Source organism: Falsiroseomonas sp. E2-1-a20 (assembly GCF_051433195.1).
GTDB lineage: Bacteria > Pseudomonadota > Alphaproteobacteria > Acetobacterales > Acetobacteraceae > Falsiroseomonas.
On the sequence record NZ_JBHMFT010000031.1, the window covers coordinates 15390 to 34033 of the forward strand.

The 18644-nt window shown below is 71.0% G+C and carries 18 protein-coding genes; 9 read left to right on the top strand and 9 right to left on the bottom strand.

Translation table 11 applies throughout. The features are described 5' to 3' along the window. Positions 1-22 precede the first annotated feature (22 nt). From ACFHPP_RS24710 to mazG, 9 genes are all read left to right on the top strand, one after another. Complete coding sequence (locus ACFHPP_RS24710; protein ID WP_437165903.1) at positions 23-979, top strand: lytic murein transglycosylase; 957 nt, start codon at positions 23-25, stop codon at positions 977-979. Then, entirely contained in the window at positions 979-1896 is a 918-nt protein-coding gene (locus ACFHPP_RS24715) for an RlpA-like double-psi beta-barrel domain-containing protein (protein WP_437165904.1), read from the top strand. Before ACFHPP_RS24710 ends, ACFHPP_RS24715 begins: the two co-directional genes overlap by 1 nt. Before the next feature lie 27 nt (positions 1897-1923). Then, on the top strand, positions 1924-3129 hold the full coding sequence (locus ACFHPP_RS24720; protein WP_437165905.1) for a D-alanyl-D-alanine carboxypeptidase family protein: 1206 nt from the start codon (positions 1924-1926) through the stop codon (positions 3127-3129). A 5-nt stretch (positions 3130-3134) separates the two neighbouring features. Further along, on the top strand, positions 3135-3758 hold the full coding sequence (gene tmk, locus ACFHPP_RS24725; RefSeq protein ID WP_437165906.1) for a dTMP kinase: 624 nt from the start codon (positions 3135-3137) through the stop codon (positions 3756-3758). Then, positions 3755-4822: a DNA polymerase III subunit delta' gene (locus tag ACFHPP_RS24730; protein ID WP_437165907.1), complete on the top strand. Its 1068-nt coding sequence runs from the start codon at positions 3755-3757 to the stop codon at positions 4820-4822. The genes tmk and ACFHPP_RS24730 overlap by 4 nt, the downstream gene beginning before the upstream one ends. 24 nt (positions 4823-4846) lie before the next feature. Further along, the gene (gene metG, locus ACFHPP_RS24735) at positions 4847-6376 is read left to right on the top strand and encodes a methionine--tRNA ligase (RefSeq protein WP_437165908.1); all 1530 of its coding nucleotides are present in this window, start codon (positions 4847-4849) and stop codon (positions 6374-6376) included. Next, positions 6373-7146, top strand: coding sequence for a TatD family hydrolase (locus tag ACFHPP_RS24740; protein ID WP_437165909.1), 774 nt, complete (start codon positions 6373-6375; stop codon positions 7144-7146). Before metG ends, ACFHPP_RS24740 begins: the two co-directional genes overlap by 4 nt. Next, positions 7146-7937: an MBL fold metallo-hydrolase gene (locus ACFHPP_RS24745; RefSeq protein WP_437165910.1), complete on the top strand. Its 792-nt coding sequence runs from the start codon at positions 7146-7148 to the stop codon at positions 7935-7937. The genes ACFHPP_RS24740 and ACFHPP_RS24745 overlap by 1 nt, the downstream gene beginning before the upstream one ends. 281 nt (positions 7938-8218) lie before the next feature. Beyond that, positions 8219-9025 (top strand): nucleoside triphosphate pyrophosphohydrolase, encoded by an 807-nt coding sequence (gene mazG / locus ACFHPP_RS24750; RefSeq protein WP_437165911.1) that lies wholly within the window; start codon positions 8219-8221, stop codon positions 9023-9025. A gap of 110 nt (positions 9026-9135) precedes the next feature. Here mazG and ACFHPP_RS24755 read toward each other — a convergent pair whose 3' ends face one another. From ACFHPP_RS24755 to ACFHPP_RS24795, 9 genes are all read right to left on the bottom strand, one after another. Next, on the bottom strand, positions 9136-10080 hold the full coding sequence (locus tag ACFHPP_RS24755; RefSeq protein WP_437165912.1) for a pirin family protein: 945 nt from the start codon (positions 10078-10080) through the stop codon (positions 9136-9138). Positions 10081-10137: 57 nt separating this feature from the next. Beyond that, on the bottom strand, positions 10138-10668 hold the full coding sequence (greB, locus tag ACFHPP_RS24760; protein ID WP_437165913.1) for a transcription elongation factor GreB: 531 nt from the start codon (positions 10666-10668) through the stop codon (positions 10138-10140). Continuing rightward, the gene (locus tag ACFHPP_RS24765) at positions 10661-11491 is read right to left on the bottom strand and encodes an inositol monophosphatase family protein (protein WP_437165914.1); all 831 of its coding nucleotides are present in this window, start codon (positions 11489-11491) and stop codon (positions 10661-10663) included. Before ACFHPP_RS24765 ends, greB begins: the two co-directional genes overlap by 8 nt. Next, positions 11491-12801 carry a GTPase HflX gene (gene hflX, locus ACFHPP_RS24770; RefSeq protein ID WP_437165926.1) on the bottom strand — a complete coding sequence of 437 codons (1311 nt, stop codon included), beginning with the start codon at positions 12799-12801 and terminating at the stop codon, positions 11491-11493. Before hflX ends, ACFHPP_RS24765 begins: the two co-directional genes overlap by 1 nt. Before the next feature lie 25 nt (positions 12802-12826). Continuing rightward, positions 12827-13162, bottom strand: coding sequence for an RNA chaperone Hfq (gene hfq / locus ACFHPP_RS24775; RefSeq protein ID WP_437165915.1), 336 nt, complete (start codon positions 13160-13162; stop codon positions 12827-12829). A gap of 178 nt (positions 13163-13340) precedes the next feature. Then, a complete protein-coding gene (locus ACFHPP_RS24780) occupies positions 13341-14006 on the bottom strand; it encodes an HAD family hydrolase (protein WP_437165916.1) in 666 nt (221 codons plus the stop codon). Continuing rightward, positions 14003-14875: a D-amino-acid transaminase gene (locus tag ACFHPP_RS24785; RefSeq protein ID WP_437165917.1), complete on the bottom strand. Its 873-nt coding sequence runs from the start codon at positions 14873-14875 to the stop codon at positions 14003-14005. The genes ACFHPP_RS24780 and ACFHPP_RS24785 overlap by 4 nt, the downstream gene beginning before the upstream one ends. Before the next feature lie 64 nt (positions 14876-14939). After that, complete coding sequence (gene ntrX / locus ACFHPP_RS24790; protein ID WP_430667393.1) at positions 14940-16349, bottom strand: nitrogen assimilation response regulator NtrX; 1410 nt, start codon at positions 16347-16349, stop codon at positions 14940-14942. Then, on the bottom strand, positions 16339-18627 hold the full coding sequence (locus ACFHPP_RS24795) for an ATP-binding protein (RefSeq protein ID WP_437165918.1): 2289 nt from the start codon (positions 18625-18627) through the stop codon (positions 16339-16341). Before ACFHPP_RS24795 ends, ntrX begins: the two co-directional genes overlap by 11 nt. Between the last annotated feature and the right edge of the window lie 17 nt (positions 18628-18644).

The window sequence follows — 18644 nt, forward strand, 5'->3', positions numbered from 1 at the left end:
TGCCTGTGGCATCCAGCGCAGCATGGTCCAGACTCGACGACTGCTTCTTTCGGCCGCGGCCGGCCTGTTCGCCTCGAAAGCCCAGGCGGCCAGCCAGGGGTTCGAGGCGTTCCTCGATGGCGTGCGGGCCGATGCGCGGCGGGCCGGCGTTTCCCCGGCCACGCTGAACCGCGCCTTCGCCGGGCTGCAGCCCAATGCGCGGGTGCTGGAGCTGGACCGGCGGCAGCCGGAATTCACCCAGACCTGGGAACAGTATCGTGACGCCCGCCTGTCGCAGCAGCGGATCGAGGCCGGCCGGCGCGCCTTCGCCGACAACCGCGCGACGCTGGAGGCGGTGCAGGCCCGGTTCTCCGTCTCGCCCCGCATCGTCACCGCGATCTGGGGGCTGGAGACGAACTACGGCGGCTTCATGGGCAACATGAACGTCATCCAGTCCCTGGCGACGCTCGCCTGGGATGGCCGACGCGCCAGCTATTTCCGCAATGAACTGGTGGCGGCGCTGAAGATCCTGGAAGCCGGCCATGTGGCGCCGGACCGGATGCGCGGCAGCTGGGCCGGCGCCATGGGCCATCCGCAATTCATGCCGAGCAACTTCGACCGCCTGGCGGTTGACATGGATGGCGATGGCCGCCGCGACATCTGGGACAACCGGGCGGACGCGCTGGGCTCGATCGGCAACTACCTCGCCCGCTCCGGCTGGCGCGACGACGAGTTGTGGGGGCGGGAGGTGGTGCTGCCGGCGGGCTTCGACCCGGACCAGGCCAGCCGCACCAACATGCGCCCGCTGCGGGACTGGGTGTGGATGGGCGTGCGCCGGCCGGACGGGGAGGCGATTCCGCCGCTCGACATGCAGGCGGCGGTGCTGATCATGGGTGGCCAGTCCTTCCTGGTCTACCACAACTTCAACGTCATCCGCCGCTACAACCCCTCCAACTTCTACGCGCTGGCGGTCGGCCTGCTGTCGGATCGCGTCGCCTGATGCGGCCTGTCCTGGCGGTCCTGGTGCTGGCGGCCCTCGCCGGCTGCGCGCCGCGTGCGCCGCAGCCGCAGGGCCAGCCGCGCTACCTGATCGGCCAGCCCTACCAGATGGGTGGCACCTGGTCCTATCCGCGCGAGAATTTCTCGCTGGTGGAGACGGGGATCGCGACCATCGCCGCGGATGCGCGGGCTGGGCGCCGCACGGCGAATGGCGAGGTCCACGATCCCTCGGCCCTCATGGCGGCGCACCGCACCCTGCAGATGCCGGCGCTGCTGGCGGTGACGAACCTGGAGACAGGGTTGCGGCTGGAGGTGCGGGTGAACGACCGGGGCCCGGCGCAGCCCGGTCGCGTCCTCGCCCTGTCCCGCCGCGCCGGCCAGCTTCTCGGCATGCGCGAGGGCGGCACGGCGCAGGTGCGGATCGAGGTGGTGGGGGAACCCAGCCGGGCGCTCGCGGCCGGCCTGCCGAATACCGAAACCCCGCCGCTCGAGATCGCCGCCGCGCCGCTGGCCGCGGTGGAGCGCGAGACGCTGGCCCCGCCGCCCGGGGCCATCCAGGCCGCGCGGCTGCGCCAGGCGCGGCAGTTCCCCGGCGCCACCGGCAGCACCACCGCCTCCGCCGGCACCACCTCCGCCCCGCCGCTGCGGCTGCCGGAACGGGTGACGCGGGTCGCGGCGACGCCGGGGCAGCTCTGGATCGAGACCGCCACCTTCTCCCGCCGCGACATGGCGAACCGCCAGGTCGCGCGGCTGGCGGGGCTGCGGGCGCGGGTGGACCAGCTGGGCGGGCAGGGGCGTGGGGCGCAGCCGAGTTTCCGCGTGCGGCTCGGCCCCTTCGCCAGCGTGGCGGAGGCGGACAGGGCGCTTGAGGGAACCCTGCGCGCCGGCGTATCGGAAGCACGGATCCTCGTCGACTAGGACGAGTCGCAGACAGGAGAGGCAGCCATGCGGCGCCGCGAGATGATGGGGGCCGCAGCCGGCCTCGCCACCGGCCTTGTGGCATCGGAGGCCGCCGCGCAGCGCAACGCGCCGGCGCGTCCCGCCGCCCGACCGGCACCGCCGCCGACGACACCCGCCACCACGCCGCTCGGGCCGCTGGACACCACGGCCCGGCACGCGCTGATCGTGGACTTCGACACCGGCGCGGTGCTGCTGGAGAAGGCGGCGGAGGACCGCATGCCGCCTTCCTCCATGTCCAAGCTGATGACCATGTACGTGGTGTTCGAGCTGCTGAAGAACGGCCGCCTGCGCATGGACCAGGAACTGCCGGTCAGCGAGCGCGCCTGGCGCATGGGCGGCAGCAAGATGTTCGTCGAGGTCGGCAATTCCATCAGCGTGGAGAACCTGGCCCGCGGCGTCATCGTGCAGTCCGGCAACGACGCCTGCATCGTTCTGGCCGAGGGCATCAGCGGCTCGGAGCAGCAATTCGCGGAGCTGATGAACGAGACGGCGCGCCGGATCGGCCTGACCGACAGCAACTTCCGCAATTCGACCGGCTGGCCGGACCCGGAACACCGCATGACCGCCCGTGACCTGGCGCATCTGGCGCGCCGGATCATCCACGACTTCCCGGAATACTACAGCTTCTACAACGAGCGCAGTTTCCGCTGGAACAACATCGCGCAGGAGAACCGCAACCCGGCCCTCAGCCGCGTTGCCGGCGCCGATGGCCTGAAGACCGGACATACCGAGGAAGCCGGCTATGGCCTGACGGCGTCGGCCATCCGCGGCGGCCGGCGGCTGATCCTGGTGGTGAACGGCCTGCCCTCCATGCGGGCGCGGGCGGAGGAAAGCGAGCGGCTGTTCGAATGGGCGTTCCGGGAATTCGAGAATGTCGTGGTGTTCCGCGCCGCCGACACGGTGGAGGAGGTGCCGGTCTATCTCGGCGAACGCGCGACGGTGCCGCTGGTCGCCGGGCGCGACCTGGTGCTGACCCTGCCGCGGCAGTGGCGCCGCAATCTTCAGGTGCGGGTGCGCTATGATGCGCCGGTGCCGGCGCCGGTCAGCAAGGGGCAAGGCCTCGGCACGCTGGTGATCAGCGGGCAGGGGGTGCCGGAGCAGAACGTGCCGCTGATCGCGGGTGCGGATGTCGACCGGCTCGGCCTGCTGCCGCGCATCCCGGCGGTGATCGGCCGCTGGTTCGCCAGCTGAGAGGCATGCCCGCCCAAGGCAAATTCATCACGCTGGAAGGCGGCGAGGGGGCGGGGAAATCCACCCAGGCCCGCCACCTCGCCGCGCATCTGGCCGCGCGCGGGCTGCCCGTGCTGCTGACGCGGGAGCCTGGCGGCGCACCGGGGGCGGAGGCGATGCGGCGCGTGCTGCTGTCCGGCACCGGGCTGGACCCGGTGGCGGAGGCGCTGCTGGTCTTCGCGGCACGGCGGGATCACTGGGTGGCGACCATCCGCCCGGCGCTGGCGGCCGGACTCTGGGTGGTCTCCGACCGCTTCGCCGACAGCAGCCGGGCCTACCAGGGCCATGCGCAGGGGGTGAAGTCCGCGACCATCGAGAGCCTGGCCTGGATCGCGCTGGAGGGGCAGGAGCCGGACCTGACCGTGGTGCTGGACCTGCCGGTGGAACTCGGCCTGGCCCGTGCCCGGCAGCGCGGCGTGGCGGCGGACCGGTATGAGCGCCTCGACGCCGGCTTTCATGCTCGGGTTCGCGAAGGGTTTCGCGCGCTCGCGGCGGCGGAACCTGGGCGCTGCGCCCTGCTCGATGCCGCCGGCGCGCCGGAACCGCTCGCCGCCCGCATCGCCGCCCTGGTGGATGAGCGCCTGCCATGAGCCGCGCGCCGCGCGCGCCGAAGGTGCAGGAGTTCGCGCCGGACCTGGACCTGCCGGTGCGGTCCATGCCGGACCTGTTCGGGCATCGCGGCGCGGCCGAGACCCTGCAACGCGCCGCACTGTCCGGCCGCCTGCCGCAGGCCTGGATGCTGGCCGGCCCCCCCGGCATCGGCAAGGCGACGCTCGCCTATCGCTTCGGCCGCTGGCTGCTGGCCGGCGGCGCGGAGGGCACGGTGCCGCCCCACGCCACGCCGCTGCATCTGGACCCGGCCAACCCGACCTTCCGTCGCATCGCCGCCGGCACGCATGCCGACCTCCGCACGCTGCGCCCCAACACCGGCGAGAAGGGCGGTGTGAAGTCGATCATCCGCGTCGAGGATTCGCGGGAGGCGACCCGCTTCCTCGGCATGACCCCCGCGGAGGGTGGCTGGCGCTTCGTGCTGGTGGATGGCGCGGAACACATGCGCGTCGAGGCGGCGAACGCGCTGCTGAAGACGCTGGAGGAACCGCCGCCGCGCTCCGTCCTGGTGCTGACCACCGCCGCGCCGGACCGGCTGCTCGCCACCATCCGCAGCCGCGTGCGCCGGCTGGATTTGGCGCCATTGGCGCCGGAGGACCTCGACCCGCTGCTGTCCCGCCTGCTGCCCGCGCTGACGGCGACCGAACGCGCAACGCTCGGCCGCATCGCGGAAGGCTCGGCCGGGCAGGCAGTGGCGCTGGCGGAAGGCGAGGGGCTCGCCTTGCAGGCCCTGGTCGAGGAAGCGCTCGAAGGATTGGCCAGCGGCAGCCGGCGGCGCTGGCATGCGCTGGCGGACAGTGTCGCGGCGAAGCGGGATGGCAGCAGCTTCCTGACCTTCATGGCCCTGCTGCGCCAGGCGATTTCGGCCGCGGTGCGGCAGGCGGCGCGCGGGCAGGCGGCGCCCGGGTGGCTCGCCGGCCGTCCGCTTGCCGAGTGGTCGACCCTGTGGGATAGGCTCGGGCGGCTGGCGGCCGAGACGGATGCGCTCAGCCTGGATCGCAAGCAGGCGGTCCTGACCGGGCTCCTGTGGCTCTCCAGAAGCTGACCGAGAACCTGGATGCCGGATACCGTGACAACAAGCTCCTACCTCACCACGCCGATCTACTACGTCAACGACCGGCCGCATATCGGGCACGCCTATACCTCGCTCGCCACGGATGTGCTGGCGCGCTGGCGGCGGTTGCAGGGACGGCGGGTGTTCTTCCTGACCGGGACGGACGAGCACGGGCAGAAGGTGGAGAAGGCGGCGCAGGATGCGGGGATGGACCCGCAGGCCTTCACCGACCGCGTCAGCCAGCATTTCCGCGACCTGACCGCCACCATGGGCTTCTCCAACGACGCCTTCATCCGCACCACGGAGGACCGCCATAAGCGCGCCTGCCAGGCGCTGTGGGAGAAGCTGGCGGCCAATGGCGAGATCTACCTCGGCGCCTATGAGGGCTGGTACGCGGTGCGCGACGAGGCCTTCTATGGCCCGGACGAACTGGTCGAGCGCGACGGCGTGAAATACGCGCCCTCCGGCGCGCCGGTGGAGTGGGTGCGGGAGCCGTCCTACTTCTTCCGCCTGTCCAACTGGGCCGAGCGCCTGCTGGCCTTCTACGACGCCAACCCCGACTTCATCCTGCCGGCCGGCCGGCGGAACGAGGTGGTGGCCTTCGTGAAGTCGGGACTGTCCGACCTGTCCATCTCCCGCACCTCCTTCCGCTGGGGCGTGAAGGTGCCGGGCGACGATGCGCATGTGATGTATGTCTGGCTGGATGCGCTGACCAACTACATCACCGCGCTGGGCTGGCCGGACGAGACTGCCGAGGCCTGGACGCTGTGGCCGGCGGAGGTGCATTTCGTCGGCAAGGATATTCTTCGGTTCCACGCCATCTACTGGCCGGCCTTCCTGATGGCGGCCGGCCTGCCGGCGCCGCAGCGCGTCTTCGCGCATGGCTGGTGGACGAATGAGGGCCAGAAGATCTCGAAGTCGCTCGGCAACGTCATCGACCCGGTGGCGCTGGTCGAGGAGTTCGGGCTGGACCCGGTGCGCTACTTCCTGCTGCGGGAGGTTCCGTTCGGGCAGGACGGCGACTTCTCCCGCGGCGCGCTGGTCAACCGGCTGAACGGCGAGCTGGCCAATGCGCTGGGCAACCTCGCCAACCGCACGCTGTCGCTGATCCAGCGCAATTGCGAGGCGACGCTGCCGGCGGCGACGGAGCCCGCCGAGGCCGATGCCGCGATGGTGGCGCAGCTTGCGGCGCTGCCGGGCGTGGTGGGCGCGCATCTGGACCGCCAGGAATTCCACCTGGCGCTGGAGGCGATCATGGCCGCGGTGCGCGACGCCAACGGCTACATCACCGTCGCCGCGCCCTGGGCCCTGAAGAAGACCGACCCGGCGCGGGGCCAGGCGGTGCTGCGCCACCTGCACGACGCGCTGCGCGTCTTCGCGACCGTGCTGCAGGCCTTCATGCCCGGGACGATGGCGAAGCTGCTGGACCAGCTTGGCGTGCCGGAGGCGGCGAGGGGGCTCGATGACCTCGCGACGCCGCTGCCCGCGGGCCTCGCGCTGCCAGCGCCGGAGCCGCTGTTCCGCAAGATCGAGGCCACCGCGTGATTGTCGACAGCCACTGCCACCTGGACCATTTCCAGGGCGAGGCACAGGCCGCCGCCGTGGCGCGTGCCAAGGCCGCGGGCGTGGGTGTGATGGTCACCATCGGCACCCGGCTCGGCGAGCAGGCGGCGACCGTGCGGGCGATCGCGGATCGGCATGCGGGCGTCTTCGCCACCGTCGGCATCCATCCGCACAATGCCGGCGAGGGCGAGCTTCCGACGGTCGAGGCGATCCTGGCCGAGGCCGATCATCCGCTCGTGGTGGGGATCGGCGAGAGCGGCCTCGACTACTTCTACGACAAGGCGCCGCGCGACCGGCAGCAGGCGAGCTTCCGGCGCCACATCGCGGCAGCCCGGCAATCCGGCCTGCCGCTGGTGGTGCATGCGCGCGACGCCGATGCGGACATGGCGGCGATCCTGGAAGATGAGGATGCGCGCGGAAAGTTTCCCTTCCTGCTGCATTGCTTCTCCTCCGGCGCGGACCTCGCGCGAACCGCGGTGCGGCTCGGCGGCACCATCTCCTTCAGCGGCATGCTGACCTTTCCGAAATCCGACGCGATCCGCGCCGTCGCCGCCGAGACGCCAGCCGACCGCCTGCTGGTGGAAACGGACAGCCCCTACCTGGCGCCGGTGCCGCTGCGCGGGAAGCCGTGCGAGCCGGCCTATGTCGTGCATACGGCCGCGAAGCTGGCGCAGGTGAGGGGCCTCGGCAGCGCCGAACTGGCCGACCTGACCACGGGCAATTTCCACCGCCTGTTCAGCCGGGCGCGTTGATGCGGGTGACGCTGCTGGGCTGCGGCGGCTCCGCCGGCGTGCCGCAACTGGGCGGGCCGGATGGGCGTGGCGAGTGGGGCGAATGCGATCCGGCCGAGCCGCGCAACCGCCGCAGCCGCACCGCCGCGCTGGTACAGGACAGCGCCGGCCAGCGGCTGCTGATCGACGCCGGGCCGGATCTGCGGCAGCAGTTGCTTGCCTGCGGTTTTGCAACGATCGATGCCGTGGCCTTCACGCATTCCCATGCGGACCATGTGCTCGGCATCGATGATCTGCGCGGCATCAACCGCCTGCGCGGCACGGCCCTCGACGCCTTCGCCAGCACCACGACCCTGTCCGAGGTCCAGCGGCGATTCGGCTATGCCTTCCAGCCTGCGACGCCTCCCAGCTTCTATCGCCCCGCGCTGTCGGCCCATACGGTCGCGCCCGGCGAAACCGTCGCGATGGCGGGCATGAAGGTGCAGGTGTTCCGGCAGGATCACCGGGTGATGGAGACGCTGGGCTTCCGGATCGGCGGCTTCGCCTATTCCACCGACGTGGTCAGCCTGCCGGAGGACAGCCTGGCGGCGCTGCAGGGACTGGACACCTGGGTGGTTGGCTGCCTGCAGCGCCAGCCGCATCCGGTCCATGCCGGGATCGCGCAGATGCTGGAATGGGTCGACCGGCTGCGGCCGCGGCGGACCGTCCTGACCCATATGGGCATCGACATGGATTTCGGCTTCCTGCGCCAGAGCCTGCCGGATGGCGTGGAGCCAGGGCATGACGGCATGGTGCTGGAGCTTCCCGGCTAAGGCGGTATGGCGCGTTTTCCGTGTCGTCCGGACACGCTCTGTTCCAGTGGTCCGGCTTCCAGCGCAGATCGGGGGGTCAAGTTCAGGCTCCGGCCTCATCCACAAAATCCCCGTCTTATCCCCAAGCCCGTTGCTTTCCATAATATTCATTATGCGGCAAATAGACTGGGGGATAAATCCGGGAGGAATTGTGGACGCGGTCGCCCGCCACCCTCGCCTTGACCAGCCTGCGCGACACAGGACGTATCTGTGTCGAGATCGTTCCTGGAGAGCCTGCCCCGATGCCCCATTCCGATGCCGAGCCCGGCGCCGCGCTGGCCCGCCTGCTGGAGATCATGGTCCGCCTGCGGGCGCCGGATGGCTGCCCCTGGGACCAGGTCCAGGATTTCGCCTCGATCGCGCCCTATACGGTCGAGGAAGCCTACGAAGTCGCGGACGCCATCGGCCGCGGCCCGGATTTCCCGGCGCTGCTCGATGAGTTGGGCGACCTGCTGTTCCAGGTCGTCTACCACGCCCGCATGGCCGAGGAGGCCGGGCATTTCGGCTTCGCCCAGGTGGCGGAGGCGATCTCCGCCAAGATGATCCGCCGCCATCCGCACGTCTTCGGCGACGCCGCCGCCCGGGACACGGCCGCGCAGACCCTGGCCTGGGAGGCGCAGAAAGCCACCGAACGCGCCGCCCGCGCCGAGACCGGCGCCCTGGCCGGGATCCCGCCCGGCCTCCCTGCCCTGACACGCGCCCTGAAGCTGACCCGCCGCGCCGCCCGCGTCGGCTTCGACTGGCCGGACGCACCCGCCGTGCTGGACAAGCTGGAGGAGGAAGCGGCGGAGCTTCGGGCCGAGCTTCCGGCGATGGACCGCGCCCGGCAGCAGGACGAGGTCGGCGACCTGTTCTTCGTGCTGGTGAACCTGACCCGCAAGCTGGACCTGGACCCGGAGACCTGCCTGGCCGCCGCCAACGCCAAGTTCGAGCGCCGGTTCTCGGGTGTCGAAGCCCGGCTGGCGAACCGCGGGCTGGCGCCTGCGGATGCCGGCCTGCCGGAGATGGAGGCGGAGTGGCAGGCGGTGAAGGCGGCGGAGCGGAGCTGAGTTGTAAATCTGATTTACAACCCGGCCCGCCGCCCGGCGGTTCATGTAGTATTACTACAACAGGCCCCGGGCTCTGGCACAAAGGGTGAACGGGCGATCTGCCCGTCCGCTCAGCTCGTCGGCGCCCCCTCCCCGGCCCGCACAACCTTCTTCTCCGGCAGCGGAATCCATTCAGATTCACCCGGCACCGGCGTGCCGAAGCGGTCGCGCGACCAATCCGCCTTCGCCTGCTCGATCCGCTCGCGGGAGGAGCTGACGAAGTTCCAGAACAGGTAGCGCGGCCCGTCCATGGCGGCGCCGCCGAGCAGCAGCAGGCGCGCGCCCGCCGGGCCGGCCTTCAGCGACATGCGGTCCCCGGCGCGGAACACCAGCATCCGCCCGGCCTCGAAGCCCTGGCCCGCGACCTCCACGCTGCCCTCGAAGACATAGGCCGCGCGTTCCTCCTGCTGGTCCGGCATCAGCACCTGGGCGCCCGGTGCCAGCACCGCATCGGCGTAGAACAGCTCCGACAGCGTGCTGACCGGCGAGCGCAGGCCCCAGCCATGGCCGGCCACCAGCCGCAGCTTCACCCCCGCATCCTCGATCACCGGCAGGGTGGCCCCGCCATGATGCACGAAGGCCGGCGCCGTCTCCTCATGCGCCTTGGGCAGCGCCACCCAGGACTGGATGCCGGACAGGCGGTGCGGCGCCACCCGGCGTTCGCCGGCGGTGCGTTCCGAATGCACGATGCCGCGGCCGGAGGTCATCCAGTTCACGTCGCCGGGCGCAATGGGCAATTCGGTGCCGAGGCTGTCCCGGTGCAGGATCTCGCCCTCGAACAGGTAGGTAACGGTGGACAGCCCGATATGCGGGTGCGGGCGCACGTCCACGCCGGTGCCGGTCAGGAATTCCCCGGGCCCCATCTGGTCGAAGAAGATGAAGGGCCCGACCATCTGCCGTTCCTTGGCCGGCAGCGCGCGCCGCACCTCGAAGCCGCCGATATCGTGGGTGCGCGGCAGCAGGACCGTCTCGAGGCCCTGGGGCAGCGGGTCGTTGGGGTCGAGAATCATGGACATGGCGGCGTCTCCTTCCGGGTTGCTCGGAAGATGGGCCGCGGCGCGCGGCGGCGCGAATCACGCCGGCGGATAAGCGATATCCACCACCTCGATCTCCTCCACCCCCGCCGGGGTCCGGACCCGCCGCACATCCCCCACCTGCGCGCCCAATAGCGCGCGCGCCATCGGCGCGACCCAGGAGATGCGGCCGGCGCTGCTGTCGGCCTCGTCCACGCCGACGATGGTGATGCGGATCTCGGCATCGTCGGAGGCGCGGGCGTAGGTCACGGTGGCGCCGAAGAACACCCGGTCCCGCCGGGTCTGCGCCGCCGGGTCCACCACCTGCACGCGTTCCAGGCGTTTCCGCAGGAAGCGCACGCGGCCGTCGATCTGGCGCAGGCGGCGCTTGCCGTACTGGTAGTCCGCATTCTCCGACCGGTCGCCGAGGCCGGCGGCCCAGGAGACCACCTCGACCACCTTCGGCCGCTCCTCGTCCCAAAGCCGGCGCAGTTCGGCGCGGAGCGCGTCGTGGCCCGCGGGCGTCATGTAGAAGGGCGTGCCAGGCGGCAGGCCGGGAGGACCCTCGTCCTCCCCGTCATCCTCAGCCAAGCAGCGCGTCCCGCGCTTCCTGCCAGGAGACCTGGTCCGGCGCGCAGATCAGCCCGCCGGTGACGTGGTGGCTGGCCTCATAGGCGCTGCCATCGAAGCGGGCGGAGTAGCCGCCGGCCTCACGGTGCAGCAGCCAGCCGGGCGCGTGATCCCAGGGCATCAGCTTGTTGTAGAACAGCAGATGTGCGTGGCCGCTGGCGGCCAGCCGGTATTCATGCGCGGCGCAGCGGAAATTCACGATGCCCGCCAGGCGCGGCAGACGCGACGCCACCTGGGTGCGCTGCGGCTCCTTGAGGAAGCCCCAGGAAATCGCGCCGACCATGCGGTCCACCGGCACCGGCGCCGCGACGCGCAGATCGGCGAAGCGGTGGCCCTCGGCATCCTCGAACCAGGCCCCCTCCCCGCGCAGCGCCACGGCGGTGTCGTCGCCGAGCGGGTCATGGATCCAGCCCGCCAACACCTCCCCCTTCACGAAGGCGGCCGCCATGCAGCCGAACAGCGGCATGCCGGCGGCGAAGTTGGCGGTGCCGTCCACCGGGTCCACCACGAAGGCGAGGTCGGCACCGGCCAGCGTCGACAGCAGCGTGGCGTCCGCCGCCGTGGCTTCCTCCCCCACCACGACGCAGCCCGGGAAGCGGGCGCGGAGCGCCGCCTCGATCATGCGCTCGGCAGCCTCGTCGGCCTCCGTCACCAGGTCGAGCGGGCTGGACTTGGTGCGGACATCGCCGGCGGCGAGGCGGCGGAAGCGCGGCAGGATCTCCTTGCGGGTGGCCGCGCGCAGCACTTCGGCGACGTCGCGCGCCGCCCTGGTATCGAAGCGCATCAATGCCCCCGCTGTTCGAATCGCGCCCGGTCGGCGGAGGTCAGGCGGACGGAGACGCGGATCATGTCCTCGGCATCCTCCCGCGCCAGCACCTCGCCATGCTCATACAGCCAGGCGAGGCTGGCGCCGTCGGCGGGCGCGATGCGGTAGTCGGCGGTTTCCATGCCGGCCACCATCCGCGCGTCCAGCGCCTCCCGCAGCGCATCCAGCCCGTCGCCGGTCAGTGCGGAGACGGCGATGGCACCGGGAATCTCGGGCACGGACTCCACGCCGCCCATCAGGTCAGCCTTGTTCAGCACCTCGATGACGCGCCGCGGCCAGCCCTCGTCCATCGGCGCGTCGTCGCCCTGGGCCATGTCGCCCAGCACGCCGAGCACGTCGGCCCGCTGCGCCGCGGTGTCGGGATGCGCGGCGTCGCGGACATGCAGGATGATGTCGGCCGCCGCCACCTCCTCCAGCGTCGCCCGGAAGGCTTCCACCAGTTGGGTCGGCAGATCGGAGATGAAGCCCACCGTGTCGGACAGGATGACGGTGCGGCCCGAGGGCAGCTTGATCGCCCGCATGGTGGGGTCCAGCGTCGCGAACAACTGGTCCTGCGCGAAGACGCCAGCGCCGGTCAGCGCGTTGAACAGCGTCGATTTGCCGGCATTGGTGTAGCCGACCAGCGCGACCACCGGGTAGGGCACGCGGGCGCGGGCGGACCGGTGCAGGCCGCGGGTGCGGCGCACCTGCTCCAGCTCCTTCTTCAGGCGCACCATGCGGTCGCCGATCAGGCGGCGGTCGAGTTCGATCTGGGATTCGCCGGGGCCGCCCAGGAAGCCGAAGCCGCCGCGCTGCCGCTCCAGGTGGGTCCAGGACCGCACCAGGCGGGTGCGCTGGTAGTCCAGATGCGCCAGTTCGACCTGCAGCGCGCCTTCCTTGGTGCGCGCACGCTCGCCGAAGATCTCCAGGATCAGGCCGGTGCGGTCGATCACCTTGGCGCCCCAGGCGCGTTCCAGGTTGCGCTGCTGCACCGGCGACAGCGCGGCATCCACCACCACCACGGTGACGCCGTGCCGCGCACACTCCTCCCGCACCATCTCCACCTGGCCCTCTCCGAGCAGGGAGGAGGAGCGCATGGCGCGCAGCGGGAAGATGGCAGAGTAGACGATGGTCAGGCCGATGGAGGCGGTCAGCCCCACCGCTTCCGCCAGCTTCGCCTCCGCGGCGCGATTCGCCCCGGCTTCGCCATGCGCCGTGCCGCCACGCTGGAAGCGGTCATGCGGCAGGATCACGGCGGCCCTGGTGGGGCCGTCGCGGGTGTCCTTCAGGCCCCTGGCGTCGCCGTCCGGGGACTCAGTCTCGCGATCCGACAGGTGTCACCTCACGCCCAAGGGTCAGTCGATTCTCCCGCGCCGGGGCCGAACCCTCGGCCGCCGGGGCCGCGCCCGCACCTTGGGCCGCAGCATCGAACAGCATGATCGGCGCGCCCGGCATCACAGTGCTGATGGCGTGCTTGTAGACCAGCTGGGTGTGTCCATCCCGCCGCAGCAGGACGGAGAAGTTGTCGAACCAGGTGATGATGCCCTGCAGCTTCACGCCATTGACCAGGAAGATCGTCACGGGGGTCTTGGACTTGCGGACGTGGTTCAGGAACACGTCCTGCACGTTCTGGGATTTCTCGGCGGCCACGGAGGGTCGTCCTTCTTGTTGGCGGCCTGGAGAACCAGGCCGAGGGCTTGTTGGCAGCCTGGCGCACCAGGCCGAGGGGTTGGGTAGGCGGCCGGGCCCAGGTGGCATTAAACCACCATCAAGGCCCTGCCCGAATCCGGCTCCGCCACGGCCTGCGCCGCCAGCATCACCGGCGCCCCTACAATCCCCCGCCAACCCCTGCCCTGGCAAGGCTCCACAGATGCCCGGCCAGCGCATGGCCGTCATCGAAGGCGATGTCGGGCCGCGCTGCGGCCACGCCCCCATCATGCGGCGCCCGACCGAGCAGCACCGCGGTGCAGCCCGCCGCGCGCGCCGCATCCATGTCCAAAACCGTGTCGCCGATGTACCAGACCGCCCGCCCCGCCGGCACGCCGCAGGCCTCAAGGGCCAGGAAAAGCGGTGCCGCGGCCGGCTTGTCCGCGCTGGCGTCGCCCGCGCCGACCAGCGCGGCGAAGCTCGGCGCCCATCCCAGATGCGCCGCCTCCGCCCGCAGCAGCGCCCCCTGCTTGTTGGAGACGACCCCCTGCGGGCCGAGCGCGGCGGCCGCGGCGATGGCCTCGGCCGCGCCAGGCATCGGGTTCAACACATCGAGATGGCAGGACCGGACCCCCGTGTAGAAGATATCCCGCGCCCTTTCCCACTCCGCCCCGAACATGCCGGGGAAGGTGTCGCGCAGCGACCCCCGGACATTGGCCAGCACCGTCTCCCGCGTCCAATGCGGCATGCCGAACGCGGTAAAGGTGGCATTCAGGCCGTGCTGGATGGCGGCCCAGCCATCCACCAGGGTGTTGTCCCAATCCCAGAGGATGCAGGCCGGCCTCATGCCGCGTTCTTCACGTCGCCCTTCACATGGCGTGCGAAGATCTCGAACAGGCGCCGCACCACCGGGCCGACCTTGCCATCGCCCACGGGTTGGCCATCGATCTTCGTGATCGGCTTCACGAAGGAGGTGGCGGAGGTGATGAAGGCCTCCCGTGCCCGCCGCATCTCCTCCAGCGAAAATGCGCGCTCGTCATACTCCATGCCGAGCGTCCGCAGTTCGGCCATCAGCGCGGCGCGGGTGCAGCCGGGCAGGATGACGTGGTCGAGGAAGCGGGTGCGGATGGCGCCGTTCTCATCGACGATCCAGAAGGTGGTGGCGGCCCCCTCGGTGACCATGCCGGTCGCCTCGTCGAACAGGATCGCCTCGATGGCGCCGGCCTCCCGCGCCTTCTGCCGGGCGAGCACGTTGGGCAGCAGGTTGACGGACTTGATGTCGCGGCGCGCCCAGCGCAGGTCGGGCATGGTGATGCAGGCGGCCTGCCACTTGTCGACATCGGTCGGGTAGGCCGGGACGCGGCGGATGGTGACGACCAGCGCCGGCGGCACCGGCTTCGACGGGAAGGCATGGTCGCGGCGGGACACGCCGCGCGTCACCTGCATATACAGCAGGCCCTCCCGCACCCGGTTCCGCTGCGCCACCTCCCGCAGCACCATGGACAGCGCGGCGCGGGACATCGGCATCGGCAGGTGGATCTCGCCCAGCGAGCGTTCCAGCCGCGCCAGGTGCAAATCCTCGTCCACGTAGCGGCCGTCATGCAGGTGGACGACCTCGTAGATGCCGTCGCCGAACTGGTAGCCGCGATCCTCGATGTTCACCGAGGCCTCGGGCTGCGGCAGGTAGCGCCCATTCACATACGCGATCTTCGACATGCGGTGTTCCCGTGGATCAGGCGGTCCCCCTCACCCAACCCTCTCCCCCGAGGGGGGAGAGGGCTTATCCGCCGGCGGCGGCGGGGGCGCGGTCCTCGGCCTGGACGCCGAGGAACTTCAGCTTACGATGCAACGCGCTGCGTTCCATCCCCACGAAGGCCGCGGTGCGGCTGATATTGCCGCCGAAGCGAAGAAGCTGGGCTTCCAGGTACTGCCGCTCGAACAGCTCCCGCGCGTCGCGCAGCGGCAGCGTCATGATTTCGGAGGACCGGTCCAGCTTCAGCACGGCAGGCGCCGAGGCGCCGACCTGGGGCGGCAGCATGTCCGGCCGGATCGGCTCCCGCGCCTCCCCCGGCGCCATGATCAGCAGCCAGTCGATCAGGTTGCGCAACTCGCGGACATTGCCCGGCCATTCATAGGCCTGCATCGCCGCCAGCGCGTCCTCCGACAATTCGCGCGGCGCCATGCCGGAGGTCTCGCCGGAGCGCGCCATGAAGTGCCGGGCGAGCGCCGGTATATCCTCCCGCCGGTCGCGCAGCGGCGGGATCTTCAGGGGCACCACGGCGAGCCGGTAGTACAGGTCCTCCCGGAACCGGCCGCCGGCGATCTCCGCCTGCAGATCCCGGTTGGTGGTCGCGATCACCCGCACATCGACGGTGACGCGCTGCGCGCCGCCGATACGAACGAAGCCCTGTTCCTGCAGGGCGCGGACGATCTTGCCCTGGGTTTCCAGCGGCATGTCCGCCACCTCGTCCAGCAGCAGCGTGCCGCCATGGGCGCGCTCCAGCACCCCGGCCCGGCGCGGCTGGCCGGTGGGATCGGCGCCGGCCTCGACGCCGAACAGCTCCTCCTCGAACCGTGCCGGGGCCAGCGTCGCGCAATTCAGGGCGACGAAGGGGCCATCGTTGCGCCGCGACCGCGCGTGCAGCATCCGCGCCGTGACTTCCTTGCCGGAGCCCGCCGGCCCGGTGATCAGCACGCGGGACCCGGTGGGCGCCACGCGGTCGATCGCCTGGCGCAGCTGGATGATGGGGGCGGAGACGCCCACCAGCTCCGTCTCCCCGCCGGCGCGCAGCCGCAGTTCGCTGTTCTCCCGCCGCAGGCGGGAGGCCTCCAGCGCGCGGGAGATGACCAGCAGCAGGCGGTCGGATTTGAACGGCTTCTCGATGAAGTCATAGGCGCCGTTCTGGATCGCCTGGACCGCAGTCTCGATGGTGCCGTGGCCGGAGATCATCACGCAGGGTACCCGCGGCTCCTCGCCATGCAGCGCGGCCAGGATACCCAGGCCATCGAGCCGGGAGTTCTGCAGCCAGATATCCAGGATCACCAGCGCCGGCCGCCGCGCCTTGAAGGCGGCGATGGCCTGGTCGGAATTGGCGGCCTGGCGCGTCTCGTAGCCCTCATCCGAAAGGATGCCCTCGATCAGGGCGCGGATGTCGGGCTCGTCGTCGACGATCAGGATTTCATGCGCCATGGTCGGAGACCCCCATCGCGGCGGGCTGGGGCGCCGAAGCTGCGGGCGCAGGAACCTCGGGCAGCGACGCCGGGGCGGCGCCCGTGTCCTTCGCGGGTTTCGGCTCGGCCAGCGGCAAGATCAACAGGGCGCGGGCTCCTGGGCCATCGGGGCGGTCCTCCAGATCGAGGCGACCATGATGGTCCTCCATGATCTTTTTGACGATGGCAAGGCCAAGCCCGGTTCCTTTCGCCTTGTGCGTCACATAGGGCTCGGTCAGCCGTGCCCGTTCCTCGCCGGCCGGCAGGCCGATGCCGTTGTCCTCGACCACCACGGCGAAGCCCTCCGGCACCTTCTCGATCCGCAATCCGATCCGGCCCTGGTCGCCTTCCTCCCGCGCCACGGTCGCCACCGCATCCGCCGCGTTCTGCAACAGGTTGGTCAGCGCCTGGCCGATCAGGCGGCGGTCCATGGGCAGCGGCGGCAGGCCCTCCGGGATGCCGGTCTCGTAGCGGATTTCCGGATGCGCGTGCTGCTGCAGGACCAGCGCCTCCCGCACCACCTGGTCCAGCCGGTCGGGGCGGATGACCGGCTGCGGCATGCGGGCGAAGGCGGAGAACTCATCCACCATGCGGCCGATATCGCCGACCTGGCGGACGATGGTGTCGGTCAGCATCCGGAAGGTGTCGGGATCGCTGGCGATCTCCTTCAGGTATTTCCGCTTCAGGCGCTCGGCCGAGAGCATGATGGGGGTCAGCGGGTTCTTGATCTCATGCGCGATTCGCCGCGCGACATCGGCCCAGGCGGCCTTGCGCTGGGCGGATTGCAGTTCGGTGATGTCGTCGAAGGTCAGCACGAAGCCGGTGACGCGGCCAGGCTGGGTCTCCGCGCCGATGCGGGCGATCAGCATCCGGCGATGCGCCGGCGGGCCGATCGGGATTTCCGCCATGTGCGGCCGGTCCGGCTGGTCCCGCGCGGCCGCCACCAGCTCCGCGAATTCCGGCGCCACGCGGGCCATGTTCAGGCCGATCGCGGCGTCGAGGTCGACGCCCAGCAATTCGCTCGCCGTGCGGTTCGGCAGGTTGATGCGGCCGATGGCGTCCAGGCCGATGACGCCGGCGGAAACGCCGGACAGCACGGTTTCCGTGAAGCGCCGCCGCTCGTCGATCTGCCGGTAGGCCTCCATCAGCTCGCCGCGCTGGGCCGACAACTGGCTGGTCATGCGGTTGAAGGCGCGGGACAGGCTGGCCAACTCGTCATCGGCGGTGCCTTCCTCCACCCGTGTCGACAGATCGCCGGCCCGCACCCGCTCGGCCGCGGTGATCAGGCGGGAGATCGGGCGGGCCATCTGGTTGGCGAAGACCAGCCCCACCAGCACCGCGGCCAGCAGCACCAGCAGGGCGGCACAGGCGAAGATCAGCGCGAAGGTGATCTGCAGGCTGCCGCGGTTGCGGTCGAGCTGGTCGTATTCCTGGAAGGCCAGTTCCGTGGTCCGCATGTGGTCCAGCACGCTGGCATCCAGCGGCCGGCCGATCAGCAGCAGCAGGCCGGGCGGGATGTCGAGGCTGGTCACCGCCCGCACCCGCGCATTGTTGTCGCCCGGCACTACCGCGACCTCGCCCTGGCGCACCTGCTCCAGCGCCCAACCTGGCGGCGGCTCGATCATCGCGCCGGGGGTGAAGCCGGCGGCGGCCATGACGCGGCCGAGCGTCGGTTCGAACACCACCGCCTCGGTCAGGCCGCGGATGGAGGTCTGGGTCGCCAGCAGCCGCTCGAAGGCCGGCATGTTGTCCGGCAGGAAGACCTGCGCGGCCCGGTTGAGGTCGGCCGCCATGGCCAGGGCATCGACCCGGATCTCGTCCCGGTGCTGGTCCATCCAGGCGCGGGAGGCGACGAGGGAGGCCTCCAGCGTGGAGCGCACGCGGTCGCTGAACCAGGCCTGGATGCCGAGGTTGAAGAACACCGCCGCGAAGGCCGCCACGATCAGCGCCGGCACCACGGCGACGCCGCCGAACAGCGTCACCAGCCGCACATGCAGCCGCGCGCCCGCGCTGCCGCGCCGCCGTTCCGCCCAGACGCGCACGAGGCGGGAGGCGAGCGAGGCCGCCAGCAGCAGCAGCACGCCGGCATTGCACAGCACCACGGCGACGATCTGCCCCGGGCTGGTCGGGCCGAAGGGGCTGCCGCCGGCCAGCAGCACGAAGGTGGCGATGCCGAGCAGCACGGCGGTGACCGCCAGGCCGAGTGTCGTGGCCCTGCCGAAGAACAGCTCGCCGATCCGCCGCCAGCTCAATCCCATGAGGTCAGCCTAGCCCA